Origin of the sequence: Gemmata obscuriglobus, from assembly GCF_008065095.1 — a bacterium.
Lineage (GTDB): Bacteria > Planctomycetota > Planctomycetia > Gemmatales > Gemmataceae > Gemmata > Gemmata obscuriglobus.
In genome coordinates this window covers 3,915,785-3,930,119 of record NZ_CP042911.1, presented here as the reverse complement: position 1 = coordinate 3,930,119, position 14,335 = coordinate 3,915,785, and the positions used below count along the sequence as shown (strand labels likewise).

Sequence of the window (14,335 nt, the reverse complement as noted above, 5' to 3'; positions counted from 1 at the left end):
CTCCCGACCTACAAATTCGCGGAAAGTACAGGTAGTTTCAAGTTGGGCGATTTATGAGTAGCGGGCCGCATGGGTTTACCGGTCAATGGTGGTTACCACGCCTCCACTGTCGGAGCCCCCATGCGACCCAAACGTCAGTCTATCCGAGCCACCCCGGCCCACGCCACCCGGCACCTCCGTCCGGTCCTGACCGACTGGCTCGGCCGTGCGGTCCAACTGCCCAAGCGTCGCCGCACCTGTACACCCGAGGTGGTGTGGCGGGTGGTGCTGTTCGCCGCGGCGTTCGCCCGCTCGGTGGCCGCGGCCTGTGCCGCGATCGCCGACGCCCCGTCCGGGCAGGCCATCTGGGATTGCTTGTACCTCACGCTGCCCAAGCGGCGCCGCACCCTCGAGCGGCGGTTGCGGCCGGCCCTCCACGCCCCGCTCGGCAAGCGGAAGCGGGCGGCTCGGGTCGCGATCGACTACCACCGGATCGGGTACTTCGGGACGCCGAACCGGGACACCACCCGGTCCAAGGGGGCCGGCGGCACCCACACGTTCCACACGTACGCCACCGCGTGCCTCGTCGGGGGACCGGACCGGTACACGCTCGGGTTGACGGCCGTGGGCGAGAAGGAGCCGATGACCGCGGTGCTCACCCGGCTGTTGGATCAGGTGACGGCGGCACGGGTTACGGTCCGGGTCGCGCTGCTGGACAAGGCGTTCTTCTCGATCGCGGTGATGCGGTTGCTCCAGGCGCGGGGTGTGCCGTTCGTGATCCCGGCCGTGGTCCGGGGCCGCAAGCCCCGGCCCGGGGTGAAGGGGGTCGGGTTGCGGGCCGTGCGGCGGCGGGGCGCGGGTCGATATGCGTACACCCACGCGGATCGGGGCACCTCGGTGCGGGTGCACGTGGTGATCGCTCACAAGAGCTACCGGTACCGGCGGACCGGGGGCCGGCGGAGCAAGAAGTTACTGTACGCGGCGTGGCGGGTGAGCGGGAGCCCGGTGGCGATTCGGGACCTGTACCGGACCCGATTCGGGATCGAGAGCAGCTACCGCCAGTTGGGGCAGGTTCGGCCCCGGACCTCGACCACCGATGGGGTCGTGCGACTCCTGTGGGTGGCCGTCGGGCTGATCCTGCGTAACGCCTGGTTGTGGTCCCGCTCAGCCCGCGGCCTCGGGTGGACACTGGCGGCGGTATGCCTGATACTGTTGGCCGATGGGCTGGCACCTACAGATGGCGAAAATAAGTCCATTACTACTGCACGATCGGCCAACAAAACCAAGCCGCCAACTTGAAACTACTGACATAGCCCTGGAGGACCTGCACCACGTTCGCGAGGACGAAACACATCGACGCCTGAAACACGGTCGCCTCCGGTGTCGAACCGATGAACCGACCCAGGGCGAAGATCGCCGTCACCTTTTGGAACGTGCCTTCGATGGTCCACCGGATGCGGTACAGGTCCAACAGATCGGTCGCCGGGTATGGGGCCGAATCGAGCAGGTCCGTGAGGATTGTAATCGCTTCGCCCACCGGGCGCGCGACGGTGATCCGCCGGACGTACCGGCGGAGCTTGTCCTTGGGCTTCCCGGCCCACCCCCATTCTTCGACCACGGCTCGTTGGGATGGGTCCGCGGTCGTGACCGCGGGGCGCTTCGGGTCGGGTTCGAACGACAGGGTCCGCGCGTACCGCACCACGAAATGACCATTGTCCTTGGTGAACTCGGCGAAGTGCTTCGACGCACAGAACAACCGATCCCCGACCACCAGTTTCGCCGGACCGCCTCGGGCGTGCACTCGGGGCATCAAATCGGGGATCAGTTTGGCCTCGTTGGTTTCGCCATCGAGATCGGCCGCCATGTCGAGCACCAACCCGTCACGGGGCCGGTACGCCACGAGCAGTTTTCCGCCCAAGAGCTTGCCCGGTGTGCCCCGCGTGTCGACGAGTCGCTTGGCCACCTTCTTGAGACTCTTGCCGTCGAGGATCAGAACCTCCAGGCGGTCGAAGGAGTATAGTGGACCCCGAAAACTGGACCGCCGGTTAAGCTATACCGGAGGCCCAGGAAAGGGGAACCCATGGCGGGCAAGCGGAAGAGTCACTCGGCGGCGTTCAAGGCCCAGGTCGCGCTGGCGGCCCTCAAGGGCGACAAGACCATCAACGAACTGGCGAGTCAGCACGGCGTCCACCCGACCCTGATTCATGGGTGGAAGAAGCAGTTGCTCACCGGGGCCGAGGCCGTGTTCGCCTCGGGGGCGAAGGGCACCGGCCCCCCGGAAGACAAGACGACCGAGTTGTACGAGCAGATCGGCCGCCTCAAGGTGGAACTCGACTGGGTGAAAAAAAAATCGGCCGCCCTCGGCTGAGGCCAAGCGTGCCCTGATCGAGGCCGAGCACCCGGAGCTGAGCGTCCGGCGCCAGTGCGAGCTGATCGGATTGAACCGCTCGACGGTGTACTACGAGCCGACCCCGGAGAGCGCGGAGAACCTGACGCTGATGCGGTTGATCGACGAGCAGTACACCACGTGCCCATTCTACGGGAGCCGGCGCATGGCCGCGTGGCTGGGCACCCAGGGCCACGAGGTGAACCGCAAGCGGGTGCAGCGGCTGTTGCGGATCATGGGGTTGGAGGCCATGTACCCCAAGCCCAAGCTGTCGGTCGGGTCCGGGCACAAGGTGTACCCGTACCTGTTGCGGGGCGTGGCCATCGACCGGGTCCATCAGGTGTGGAGCACGGACATCACGTACATCCCGATGCCCACCGGGTTCATGTACCTGGCCGCAACGATGGACTGGTTCAGCCGGTACGTGGTGGCCTGGCGACTGTCCAACACGTTGGACGGGTCATTCTGCCAGGACATGCTGGAGGAGGCCTTGGGCCGGGGCAAGCCGGAGGTGTTCAACACGGACCAGGGAGTCCAGTTCACGGCCGCCGCGTGGGTCGGGCGATTGGAGCGGGCCGGGGTCGCGGTGAGCATGGACGGGCGGGGCCGGTGCCTGGACAACGTGTTCGTGGAGCGCCTGTGGCGGAGCGTCAAGTACGAGGACGTGTACCTCAAGGGGTACGAGTCGGTGCCGGCCCTGGAGAGTGGGCTCCGGGCGTACTTCGGGTTCTACAACACCGAGCGGTTACACCAGTCCCTGGACTACCGCACCCCGGCTCAGGTGTATGGCGTCGGAGCCACGAAGGCCCCGACGAAACAGTAGCGAAGGATAGCAACTTTTTGGTCTAGACAATGGGGTCCACTGTAGAGGTCGGAAGGCGGTGCGCGACGACCTCGGGGAACAGGGCGGTGAACCGGTCGGTGACGTCCCGCAGGAACGCTTCGCTCAGGCCCCGGGGGATGCGCCGGAGCTTGCCGTAGAACGCTTCGTGGCACCCGTCGTCGGGTTGCCGGTGGCGTCGCAGGTGGGCCTGCCGCCCCGAGCCCTGGTGTTCGATGAGCGCATCGAAGATCCAGGTGACCAGTTGGGCGAAGGTCACGACGTCCTCATAGCCGCGTCCCCGATGTCGCTCGTAGAGGTCCGCGAGGACCGGGTCGGGAACGCCATAGGCGAAGAGTGCGAGCGACGCGTGGGCCAGTGGCAGGCCCTCCAGGACCTGGCGCGCGAAGTCCGTGGGCGCGTGCGGTTGGGAGCGTGGGACGCGCTGATGAGGTGGCAGAATCACGGTGACCTCCATGTCCCGGGTCGCGGACCCCGCACCACCCCGCGTCCCACGACCACTCGGTTAACCCCAATTTCGTCGCAGTGAAAACCCTAAATCAGCAATCCGCAATCAGTTATACAAATCCAAGATGTGCATAGCACTGGCTTGACCCATGCACTCCGCGTTGGCCTTCGGGAGCATCAGGAGCCGGCGGCGCCCGCTCTTCGGGTGGGCGAACCCGTACACGAACCGGGACTCGAATGTGTGGCGCCCGTCGCTCGTCGGGCGGGTGCCCTTCAGGGCTCACACGCGACGCGCCACGGGCTTGAGCCCGAGCCGGGCTTCATCTTCGCACCCCCGCTCCACCTCCTTGTCCGGGTGCCCCTGGCGCAACTCGGCCATCACACGGGCGAGCCCGTCAAAGCCACTCCTGTTGCTGGAAGGCGGTGGCCCCCTTGGGGTGCCGGGGGCGCGGGACGACCAACCGGAACCCGAGTTCCTTGAGCCGTTGCCATCCGGTCTGGTCGACGATCGTGATGCCGAACCGGCCCCGGACGAAGGCGGCGACCTTGGGTCCGCTCCACAACCCGTGGTCCGGTGGCGGATTCCGGAGCGCGGCGAGTCGCTCGGCGCGTTGGGGCGGGGTCATCTCGTACCGAGCCCCGTTGTCCCGGCGCCGGTCCGTGAGGCCCTCGGGGCCGTGCGCGTTGTACCGCTTGAGGATCGCACGGCCCCAGGCGGGCGTGAACCCGACGGGGCGGGCCGCCGCCGTGGCCGAGATCGGCTGATCGGGCCGCGTCACCAGCCACAGCACGTGCCACCGGGTCTTCTCGGCCGCGTCCGAGCAATTCCGGTACCGCTGATCGATCTCGGCGGGGGGCAGGTGCGGAACAGCGGGTAGTCGTGTCATGGTCAGCCCTCCCGACGTTGCAGAGGGTTACAGATCAATCGGAATGGCACTTCCCGGTGCTGTAAGTCTATTTGGGATTAGAGGATAGGCGCGGGATGTCCGGGTTGCGAAGATGTGGTTACTACCACCTCAACTTTGGTCCGGACATCCCACGATGGTACATTCTACCCGGCCCACGGCACCGAGCCAGATGCGTGCGATCTGCAACCGGTTCGCCCAACGCGACGGACTGCCCTTTGCGGATGTGCTCCCCGAATCGTGCATCGAACAGGCGATCCAGGACCACGGCGGGGGATGGCGGGACGAGGTGTTCACCCCGGTCGTCACCCTGTGGGCGTTTCTCACCCAGGTCATCTGTCCCGTCGGGTGCTGCCGGTTGGCCGTCGCGCGGGTCCTGGCGTGGCTCGTGGCCCGGGGGGAACCGCCGTGCGGGCCGGGCACGGGCGGGTACTGTAAGGCCCGGACCCGGTTGCCCGAGGGCGCGATCGCACAGCTGGCCCGGCACACCGGGCGCGGGTTGCACGACCGGGTTCCCGGGGACTGGCGGTGGAACGGCCGCCGGGTGCTCATCGCCGACGCCACCGCATGTCTCGTCTGAAGTTCCCCACGAATGGTGGACAGTGGGAAAGCGGTGTAAACTCTGAACAGAAGGAGACACACCGATGGCTGGCACGCGCAAGGTGTACACGGCGGAGTTCAAGCTCTCAGCCGTCCAGATGATTACCGAGCAGAAGCTCTCCGTGGCCGAGGTGGCACGCCGCCTCGGGGTCACCGAGAACCGGCTCCACGACGGGAAGAAGGGGGTCCTCAAGAAGGGTGCCGAGGCGTTCCCGGGATCGGGGCACCTGACCCCGGTCGAAGAAGAGCTGCGACAACTCCGGGCCGACGTCAAGCGACTGGAGATGGAGCGCGACATCCTCAACAAAGCCACGGCGTTCTTCGTCACCCAGATGAACTGACCTTCGCCGGGATCGAGGAACGCAAGGCCGCGTGGCCCATCGCGTTGATGTGCCGGGTGCTGGGGGTGTCGCGGTCCGGGTTCTACGCGTGGCGGTCGCGGGAGCCCAGTGCCGCCGAGGTCCGACGCGAGGAGTTGACCGAAGAGGTGAAGGCCATTCACGCCCAGGTGAAGGCCCGGTACGGGAGCCCGCGCATCCACGCCGAGCTGGCGGCGAACGGGCGCGCGTGCAGCGTGAACTTCGTGGCCCGGGTGATGCGCGAGGCCGGGATTGCCGCGAAAACCAAACGCAAGTTCCGTCAGACGACGGACTCCAACCACGGGTTGCCGGTGGCCGAGAACGTGTTGGCTCGGGCGTTCGACCCGGACGAGCCGAACACGCGCTGGTGTGCCGACATCACATACATCCCGACCCGCGAGGGGTGGCTGTACCTGGCGGTCGTGGAAGACCTGTTCCGCCGCCGGATCGTGGGCGGGTCGATGGATCCGACGAGGACCCGTCGGTTGGTGGTGGACGCGCTGGAGATGGCCCTGGCCCGTCGTCTCCAGGGGGCTTCGCCTTCGGCTCTGGTGGCGCACTCGGATCGTGGCAGTCAGTACGCCCGCGAGCATTATCAGCGTCGGTTGCGCGAGGAGCGGATCGCGTGCAGTATGAGCGGTGTGGGTCAGTGCTGGGATAATGCGGCCATGGAGTCGTTCTTCGCAAGCCTCAAGAAGGAACTGGTTCACGACGAGGACTACGCCACCCGCGATGAAGCCAAGGCGAGCATCGTCGAGTACATCGAGGCGTTCGACAACCGCGTCCGCCGGCACTCATCGCTGGGCGACGTTGCCCCAGATGAGTACGAACGAACGCACAACCAAACCCACCGCTAGAACCTGTCTACTTTTCGTGGGGAACTTCAGTCGGAGGACCGGATCGGTATACGGTCGGGGTGACCACGGTGGGCGAGAAGGAGCCCATGACCGAGATCCCGACCCGGTTGCTCGATCGACTCGCCGCCGCAGGAGTTACGATCCGTGTGGCGCTCCTGGACGAGGCCTTCTTTACGATCGCGGTGATGCGATTGCTCCCGTCCCGGGACGTGCCGTTCGTGATCCCCGCGGTGGTCCGCGGGCGGAAGCCCCGACCCGGTGTCCCGGCCGTCGGGTTGCGGGCCCTGCGGCGGTGCGGGGCGGGACGGTCCGGGTACACCCACGAGGACCGGGGGACGTCGGTCCGCAGCGGCCTGGTGATTGCGCACAAGAGCGACCGGCACCGGAAGACCGGGCGCCGGCGCAGTAAGAAGCTGATGTATGCGACGTGGCGGGTGACCGGTGCTCCCGTGCCGATCCGGGACCTGTACCGGACTCGGTTCGGGATCGAGAGCCGCTACCGCCAGTTGGGTCAGGTACGGCCTCGGACCTCGACCACCAACGGGGTCGTGCGGCTCCTGTGGGTGGCCGTGGGCCTGATCCTCCGCAACGCCCGGGTCCGGTTCCGAACCGAACGCGGCCCCGGGTGGACACTGGCTACCGCGGGCCTGATCGTGCTGGCTGAAAGCTTCGCATCGTCGGCAAGCACGCGCCAGCCACGGTCCGGCGTTCCTGAGGCAAACAGTCCCAGGCCGCCAACACGAAACTACTGGATTCAGGATGTCACGTGATCGTGGAAATGCATCTACTTCCGCGGCGGGGCATCGCGTTTTTGGCAGCCAGCGGCGCGATGTGAGTCCGCCGGCGCGACTCCACTCTAGTACCGATTGCTAATCGGAGTGTCATACCACCGGCGGACTCACCCCGCGCCGCTGGCCGCCAAAAACGGGACGTTCGTTCCCGGTCGGCCCTTACTCACGTCAAAGTGACGCTGTTGAGGAAGTCGGCGTTCGTTTTGTGCTTACCGAGTTGCTTGAGCAACAGTTCCATCGCTTCCACGGGGTTCATGTCCGCCAGGATGCGGTGCATAATGTGAACCAGGCGCAACTCGTCCTCGCCGCGCAGCAACTCTTCCTTCCGGGTGCCGCTGGCGTTCACGTTGATTGCGGGGTACACGCGGCGGTCCACCATCCGGCGCTCCAGGTGGACCTCCATGTTGCCCGTGCCCTTGAACTCCTCGAAGATCACCTCGTCCATTTTCGAGCCGGTGTCCACGAGGGCCGTCGCGAGGATGGTCAGCGAGCCGCCCTCTTCAATGTTGCGGGCCGCGCCGAAGAACCGCTTCGGCTTGTAGAGCGCCGTCGCGTCGAGACCGCCGGACAGGAGCTTGCCCGAGCCCGGTGAGACGGTGTTGTACGCGCGGGCCAGGCGTGTGATCGAGTCGAGGAAAATCACCACGTCGGTGCCGTACTCGACCAGTCGCTTCGCCTTCTCAATGACCATCTCGCTCACCTGGACGTGTCGCTCGGGCGCCTCGTCGAAGGTACTCGACACCACCTCCACCCGCGGCCCCTTCACGGTGCGGGCCATGTCGGTCACTTCCTCGGGCCGCTCGTCGATCAGCAGCACGATGATGTAACACTCGGGGTGGTTCTGGATCACCGAGTTGGCCATTTTCTGGAGCAGCACCGTCTTACCAGTGCGGGGCGGCGCGACGATCAGCCCGCGCTGCCCCTTCCCGATCGGCGTGACCAGATCGATGACCCGGGTGTTGAGTTCGTCGGGCGTGGTCTCGAGCTTGAGCCGCCGCTCGGGGTGCAGCGGGGTCAGGTCGTCGAACACGACCTTCTGCGTGAGTAGATCGGGCTCGGCGTAGTTAATCGCCTCTACCCGGAGCAGCGCGAAGTACCGCTCGTTTTCCTTCGGCGGGCGCGTTTGGCCGGCGACCACGGCGCCGGTGCGCAGCCCAAAGCGACGGATCTGGGACGGCGAAATGTAGATGTCGTCCGGGCACGGCAGGTAGTTGTAGTCCGGGCTGCGGAGGAACCCGAACCCGTCGGGCAGCACTTCCAGCGTGCCCTCACCGAACATCAGCCCGTTGGCCTTGGTAAGCTCGCGCAGGATGCGGTAGACCAGATCCTGCTTCTTGAGCCCGACGTACTCCTCGCGCGGGATCCGCTCGTCCTTCGCAGCCTGCTGGAGCTGCGCAATGGTCATGTGCTGGAGTTCGGTAATGTACGTGTTGCCGCGTTTGATCTCCTCGTAACGCGAGTTGGTCTCGGCATCGAATCCCTGCTCGTTCGGGTCGACTCTCGCCCCGACGGGCGCTTCGGCACGCGGCGGCCGCGGGACCTCGCGCAGTTCCGCCGGCCGCTCGGGGGCACGTTCTGGCCGTTCCACCCGCTCCGGGCGTTGTTCGACACGTTGCGCGCGCTCGATTCGCTCCGTGCGTACCGACCGCTCGACACGTTCGGGGCGCTGTTCGCCTTTCTCGGGCCGCTCTGCCCGTTCAACTCGTTCCGGCCGCTCGGCGCGTGGTTCGCCTTTCTCGGGCCGCTCAGCGCGTTCCACTCGCTCGGGACGTTCTGTACGGCTCCGCTCTGCGCGCCGCGGCTCGCGCACCTCTGGTACGGCTGCCGGGGGCGACGGTTCGACGGGAAGCGGCTCGGGCGCGGCCGCAGTAGCAGGCTTGACCGGTTCCGGCTCGACGCCCACCGGCGCGGCGGGCGCAGAAACCACCGGTTCCACCGGCGCGGGCACAACGTCCACGATGCCCGTGGCGAAGCCGTCGTCGTCCGCGGCCGGTGGGGGCGGCACCGGAACGGGTGCGGGCGGCGGGGCCTCACTCTTGCGGGGCCTTCCGCGGGTCGCGCGCGGCTTGACAACATCGGGCTTCGATTCAGACATGGGTAAACCCCTCACCGGCAGGCATTCAGAGGCAAGCAATCGAACACGGGGCCGTCGCGGGCGGGAGACGCGGTCGCGCTCCTAGAACGCCGACGACAACTCAGGAGAGAATCGGACCCGCGTTCACAACTGACATCACCGCACTTCAGTCACGAATTACCGACCCAGCTTCACAACCTTACGCCATTCACGTTGCAGAACTGCGCCACGAAACGGTCGACCTGTGCTTGCAACTCGTCTCGGCTCCCGTCGTTGACAAGAACCGTGTCGGCGCGAGCCTTTTTGGCCTCTGCGGACCATTGTGCCGATTCGCGGGCCGTCAGCTCGGCTTCGTCCCAACCGGAGCGCGCCGCAAGCCGGACCGACCTCATCTCGCGAGGGGCGTCCACGTAAGCAAGGGTGTCAACCAAATCACCCCACCCGGCTTCGAGCAGCACCGCCGCGTCCAAGACGACGAACCCCACATCAGGGTTCGCTTGGGCGGCGGAAATCTCGGTTTGTGTCCGCCGGTTAATATAGGGGAACACCGTCGCTTCCAAGGCGGACCGCTCGTTCCGATCGGCGAACACGATCCGCCCGATCTCCCGACGATCGAGCGAGCCATCTTCTCGGACGATCCGCTCGCCCCACCTCTTCATGAGTGCCGCAACAATTTCCGGTTGCCGGAGCGCTTCGTGCCCGAGGGCATCGGCGTCGATCACTTGGCCACCACGGCCCGTGAAACACCGCGCCGCGGTACTCTTACCCGCGCCGATCGCACCGATCAGCCCGACCACCGGCTTCGGCCCGTACTTGAAACTCAACCGTCGCTCCCGTTCAGATGTCCGAGTTGTTGTAATCGCGCCCGGAGTCGCTCTACTTCGGCTTGCAACGTGTCCCCGCGCTGCTTTTCCACTTCAGCCCGTTGCTTTTCTGCTTCAGCCCGTTCCTTCTCTGCTTCAACTTGTTGTTGGGCCGCGTCTACGGCTTCTGCTCGCGTCGGAATCGGCTGCCCGGTCGCCAAGTCAACGAGCCGAAGCATGGTCCCCTCGGGACGCACCCCGAACCCGAGTTCACTTGTAAGCTGGTCCTGCCGAATCCGACGGTAAGCGGTACCGCTTAACCGGTATCCCTGGACCGGAGGGACGAGATACAACCCTTCCGGATCAAACACGAAGTACTCACGAACGCCAAGCGACTCGTACTGATCGTATTTGTCGTCGAGATCGTTTCGCCACGTATCCTGGGATGCCATTTCAAAAACAACCGCCGGAACCGCGCCCCCTTCTTCCCACGAGAAAAACGACCGCCGCGGGTGCGGCGCGACACCAGGCACCACCATCACGTCCGGAGCGACCCGACACGTCGGGTCACCTTCCCGCCAGTACCAAAACTGGTCAGAGGCGAGGTACACCGGCTCCGACCGCGAGCGGAAAAAGTCTTCCAGTGCCTGGTGAAGCAGAATAATCGCCTGCACGTGTAGGCCAGTTTCGGCCATGGGTTGACCGTCCCCGCTGGGGTACACGACCGGCGCTGCTGTCGGCTCGGCAATCGACATACGCCCCCTTACACACGTCGCAACATTCAGTAAATTCCGCCCTGAATCCGCTCGGGTGTCAGGTGGTGTGGTTGGTCATCAAAGCCGTTCGCGCCGCGCCTCCGGTTATTCAATACGTCTTGAGGATCTTTGTTACCGGCGATCGCATTCGTTTGTCCGGCGGCCGGCGTTGCACTCGGTGATTTATCTCCCTTCCACAAGCTCTGCGAACACGCGCAACAACCCGAGGCCACACTCACCCCCAAAAGCCCCACTACCAGCAACGCCCCCCGAACCGCGTGAACCGCTCGCATCGCGACACTCCACTACTGCCCCCGTCAACATTCCGGCTCCCCCAGAGTCGGTCCCGAGCGGAGGTCTCACTAGCGTCGCTTACCCCAGAACGTCTTCGACTTCCAGCCAGTTCGGGCCGGCCGCCACGTCCACCTTCAGAGGCACGTCGAGCTTGATCGCGGAGGTCATTTCTTCACGGACGAGCCGGGCCAGCGGCTCCACTTCCGCCGGGGGAGCTTCAAACACGAGTTCGTCGTGGACGGTAAGGAGCATTCTAGCGTGCAATCTTTGAGCCGCCATACGGGCGTGCGCGCCCAACATCGCCTTCTTGATTAGGTCCGCCGCCGAACCCTGGATCTCGTAGTTGATTGCCTCGCGCGCCGCCATCGTGCGGCCCTGGTAAGTGGAGTTCACGTCGCGTCCGTCGAGGTTGAACGCCCGCCACCGGCCCAGGATAGTCTGCAACCGCCCCCGCTCGCGCCCAATCGCGAGCAGTCGCTGCTGGTACTCCAGCACCTTCGTGTAGCGGGTAAAGTAGGCCTCAATGAACTCCTCCGCCTCCTTGCGCGGGATGCTGAGTCGGACCGCGAGGCCGGTGGCACTCATGCCGTACAGGACACCGAAGTTGACCGTCTTCGCTACCCCGCGCTGGGCCTTCGTGACCTCGCCCTCCGGCACCTTGAAAATCTGGGCCGCGACCGCGGTGTGAACGTCGCGGTCTTCCGCGAACGCCGCCCGCAACGTGTCGTCACCGCAGAAGTGCGTCAGCAGTCGCAGCTCGATCTGCGAGTAGTCCGCGGTCACGAGGACCCAGCCATCGCGGGGGATGAACGCCTTCCGGAGTTGTGCGCCTTGTTCGGTCCGCGTGGGAACGTTTTGCAGGTTCGGCTCGCTCGAACTCAGTCTACCAGTTTCGGCCGACGCCTGGTTGAAAGATGTATGAACGCGACCGTTTTTGTCCGCGAGTGCGGGCAAAACATCCACGTATGTACTCTTTAACTTCGACACCTTGCGGTACGCCAGCAGCTTTTTCGGCAGTTCGTGCCCGAGCGCGGCCAACCGCTCCAGCGACTCTTGGTCCGTCGAAGGCTCGTTCTTGATGCCGGTCCGCTTTTGGACCGGGAGCTTGAGTTCGTCGAACAGAATCTTCTGAAGCTCCTTCAGCGAGCCGATGTTGAACGCGCGGCCCGCGAGCGCGTGAATATCGCCCTCGTACCCCGCTAGTTCCTCGCCCATCTGGACGCCGAGTTGCACCAGGAACGGCACGTCCACCCGGATGCCGACGTGTTCCATCTCGGCGAGCACGCGGATGAGCGGCACTTCGAGCGTGTCGTACAACTCGCGCAGCCCGGCCGCGTCCAGCCGCGGCTCGAACGCGGCGGCCAGTTGGAGCGCGGCGTCGGCGTCCTCACAGGCGTAATCGCGCACCCGCGCGACCGGCACCTCGGCCATCGTGATCTGCTTCTTGCCGGTCCCGATCAGCTCTTTGATCGAGATGTTCGTGTGCCTCAACTCGTCCAGCGTGAGGTCGTCGAGCCCGTGCGCGCGAGCCCCCGGGTCCAGCAGGTAGTGCGCGACCATCGAGTCGCCCGCGACCCCGGCCAGTTCGACACCGCTCGCGGCGAGCACGATCAGGTCGAACTTGATGTTGTGGTTCCGCTTCTCAATCGCGGGGTTCTCGAACACGGGCTTGAGCGCAGCGAGTACGGTATCAGGATTGAGGACCGGCTCGCCAGCGGGCGCGCGAACGGGCAAGTAATACGCGGTGCCCTTCTGCCAGGAGAACGAGTAACCCACAATCGGGTCGTGGACCGGATCGAGGCCGGCGGTTTCGAGGTCGAAGACGAACGCGGGTTGCTGCGCTAATTCGCCCACGAACTGCTCGAACCGTTCCGGAGTAGTGATGGACTCGTACCCGGAGTAGCTCCAGCCGTCACTGATTGGCGCGGGGGCCGTCGGCTCGCTTGCTCCGGTCTCAGTAGGCACGGCCCCGGGCGCTTCTTCCATCAGAAGGTCGAACAACCCGGGGCCGGCCGGCTTCTGGCTTTTGCCCTTTGCCTTTTTCGCCGGTACGGCCTTCGCGCCCGGCACGCCACGTCCAACCGTATCTGCGACCGGCGGAGGGGCGTTCAGACCGGCCGTAGCAAGGGCGTCGGCGTTCTTCTGGGCGCCGCTCCGGGTCAACGTCTTGCGGACACGCTCCGCGAACCCGCGGAACCCGAACTCGTGAAACAGTTCGAGGAGCCGCTGCCCGTCCCAATCGCGGCGCCGCCACCCCTCCCAGTCGAAAGCAACTGGTACGTCCCGGTCGAGACACACGAGACGTTTGCTTTTCGCCAGGGCACCGCTCGCCACAGCGTCTTTGAGCGCCTGTCGAGTTTTCGGCCCGCCGGCCGCTTGGTCGGCGTTCGCGATCAGAACGTCGAGTGTCCCGAACTGCTGAAGCCACTTGGCGGCGGTCTTCGGCCCGACCCCGGCCACGCCCTTTACGCCGTCCACGGAGTCGCCGACGAGCGCCTGAAAGTCCACCACTTGGTCCGGGCGCACGCCCCAGTCGGCAAGAACGCCGGCCGCGTCGAGGGCCTCATAGTCCTTGCGCAAATTCAGCATCTTCACCTTGTCGGTGATGAGCTGCCGGCAATCCTTGTCCGACGTGCAGAGGAACACGTCGAGCCCGCGCGCGGCGGCTTGGGTCGAGACGGTCGCCATTACGTCGTCGGCTTCGTAGCCCGGCGCGATGAGGAACGGCACCCGCATCGCTTCCATCACCTGCTGTATCATCGGCTCCTGGAGGAGCAGGTCGGGGGGGGGCGGGTCGCGGTGCGCCTTGTAAGCGGCGTCGATCTCGACGCGGAACGTGGGCTTCTCATGATCGAGGGTGGCGATGAGGTAATCGGCCCCGCGGTCGTACAGGTTCATCAGCGCCCGGGTCACACCGAACACGGCGTTGGTAGGGCGCCCGTCCGGCGCGCTCATCGGCCCCACGCCGTAGAACATCTGGAAAATGAGCCCGTGGGCGTCCAACAGATACATGCTGCCCGCGGAAACCGGGTCCGACATCGGATTGGAGCCTTGGGTATCGAATTTGCGCGGCCGTCTAACAGAGGGATGGAAGCCGCACTTGCGATGCCAAAAGAGCTGAGCCGTAGTGAACGAGAGTGTATATGTAGTTTAGTACCTTCCCCGGCGACCGGTCAAGGTCGCTTCGCCATCCGTCCGCCTTCATGTGTCAGATCGCGTTTGCGCAGTCGGCAAGTCCCAGCCG

General features: G+C 65.5%; 11 protein-coding genes and 1 pseudogene. 5 read left to right on the top strand and 7 right to left on the bottom strand.

All coding sequences use genetic code 11. The features are described 5' to 3' along the window. Window positions 1–120: 120 nt before the first annotated feature. Window positions 121–1,278, top strand: coding sequence for a transposase (locus GobsT_RS16310; RefSeq protein ID WP_010033207.1), 1,158 nt, complete (start codon window positions 121–123; stop codon window positions 1,276–1,278). On the opposite strand, the gene GobsT_RS16305 is transcribed toward GobsT_RS16310, so the two are convergent. Beyond that, window positions 1,238–1,969 carry a transposase gene (locus GobsT_RS16305; RefSeq protein WP_261340067.1) on the bottom strand — a complete coding sequence of 244 codons (732 nt, stop codon included), beginning with the start codon at window positions 1,967–1,969 and terminating at the stop codon, window positions 1,238–1,240. The genes GobsT_RS16310 and GobsT_RS16305 overlap by 41 nt on opposite strands. A 90-nt stretch (window positions 1,970–2,059) precedes the next feature. Between GobsT_RS16305 and GobsT_RS16300 the strand changes: the two genes are divergently transcribed. Then, window positions 2,060–3,188, top strand: a protein-coding gene (locus tag GobsT_RS16300; RefSeq protein ID WP_417936340.1) for an IS3 family transposase whose coding sequence is annotated in 2 segments (ribosomal slippage) — window positions 2,060–2,338 and window positions 2,340–3,188 — 1,128 coding nt in all. Because the reading frame shifts where the segments join, the coding sequence is not laid out codon by codon here. A gap of 22 nt (window positions 3,189–3,210) precedes the next feature. Here the strand turns inward: GobsT_RS16300 and GobsT_RS16295 are convergent. Both GobsT_RS16295 and GobsT_RS16290 read right to left on the bottom strand, forming a co-directional pair. Then, on the bottom strand, window positions 3,211–3,651 hold the full coding sequence (locus GobsT_RS16295) for a hypothetical protein (protein WP_232068361.1): 441 nt from the start codon (window positions 3,649–3,651) through the stop codon (window positions 3,211–3,213). A gap of 397 nt (window positions 3,652–4,048) precedes the next feature. Beyond that, window positions 4,049–4,540, bottom strand: a complete 492-nt coding sequence (locus tag GobsT_RS16290; protein ID WP_010049053.1) for a winged helix-turn-helix domain-containing protein — start codon at window positions 4,538–4,540, stop codon at window positions 4,049–4,051. Window positions 4,541–4,730: 190 nt separating this feature from the next. On the opposite strand from GobsT_RS16290, the gene GobsT_RS16285 reads away from it, so the two are divergent. The 3 genes and pseudogenes from GobsT_RS16285 (at window position 4,731) to GobsT_RS16270 (ending at window position 7,144) form a co-directional block, all read left to right on the top strand. Further along, a complete protein-coding gene (locus tag GobsT_RS16285; RefSeq protein ID WP_010049050.1) occupies window positions 4,731–5,138 on the top strand; it encodes a hypothetical protein in 408 nt (135 codons plus the stop codon). Window positions 5,139–5,202: 64 nt separating this feature from the next. After that, window positions 5,203–6,374: pseudogene (locus tag GobsT_RS16275) on the top strand (IS3 family transposase). Window positions 6,375–6,460: 86 nt separating this feature from the next. Next, complete coding sequence (locus GobsT_RS16270; RefSeq protein WP_109571505.1) at window positions 6,461–7,144, top strand: transposase; 684 nt, start codon at window positions 6,461–6,463, stop codon at window positions 7,142–7,144. A gap of 184 nt (window positions 7,145–7,328) precedes the next feature. Here the strand turns inward: GobsT_RS16270 and rho are convergent, their stop codons facing one another. The 4 genes from rho to polA form a co-directional block, all read right to left on the bottom strand. Next, entirely contained in the window at window positions 7,329–9,260 is a 1,932-nt protein-coding gene (rho, locus tag GobsT_RS39680; protein ID WP_081472018.1) for a transcription termination factor Rho, read from the bottom strand. A gap of 170 nt (window positions 9,261–9,430) precedes the next feature. Continuing rightward, window positions 9,431–10,063 (bottom strand): dephospho-CoA kinase, encoded by a 633-nt coding sequence (gene coaE, locus GobsT_RS16260; RefSeq protein ID WP_010051141.1) that lies wholly within the window; start codon window positions 10,061–10,063, stop codon window positions 9,431–9,433. Further along, window positions 10,060–10,797, bottom strand: coding sequence for a Uma2 family endonuclease (locus GobsT_RS16255; RefSeq protein ID WP_010051139.1), 738 nt, complete (start codon window positions 10,795–10,797; stop codon window positions 10,060–10,062). Before GobsT_RS16255 ends, coaE begins: the two co-directional genes overlap by 4 nt. Before the next feature lie 372 nt (window positions 10,798–11,169). After that, the gene (gene polA / locus GobsT_RS16250) at window positions 11,170–14,130 is read right to left on the bottom strand and encodes a DNA polymerase I (RefSeq protein WP_109571063.1); all 2,961 of its coding nucleotides are present in this window, start codon (window positions 14,128–14,130) and stop codon (window positions 11,170–11,172) included. Between the last annotated feature and the right edge of the window lie 205 nt (window positions 14,131–14,335).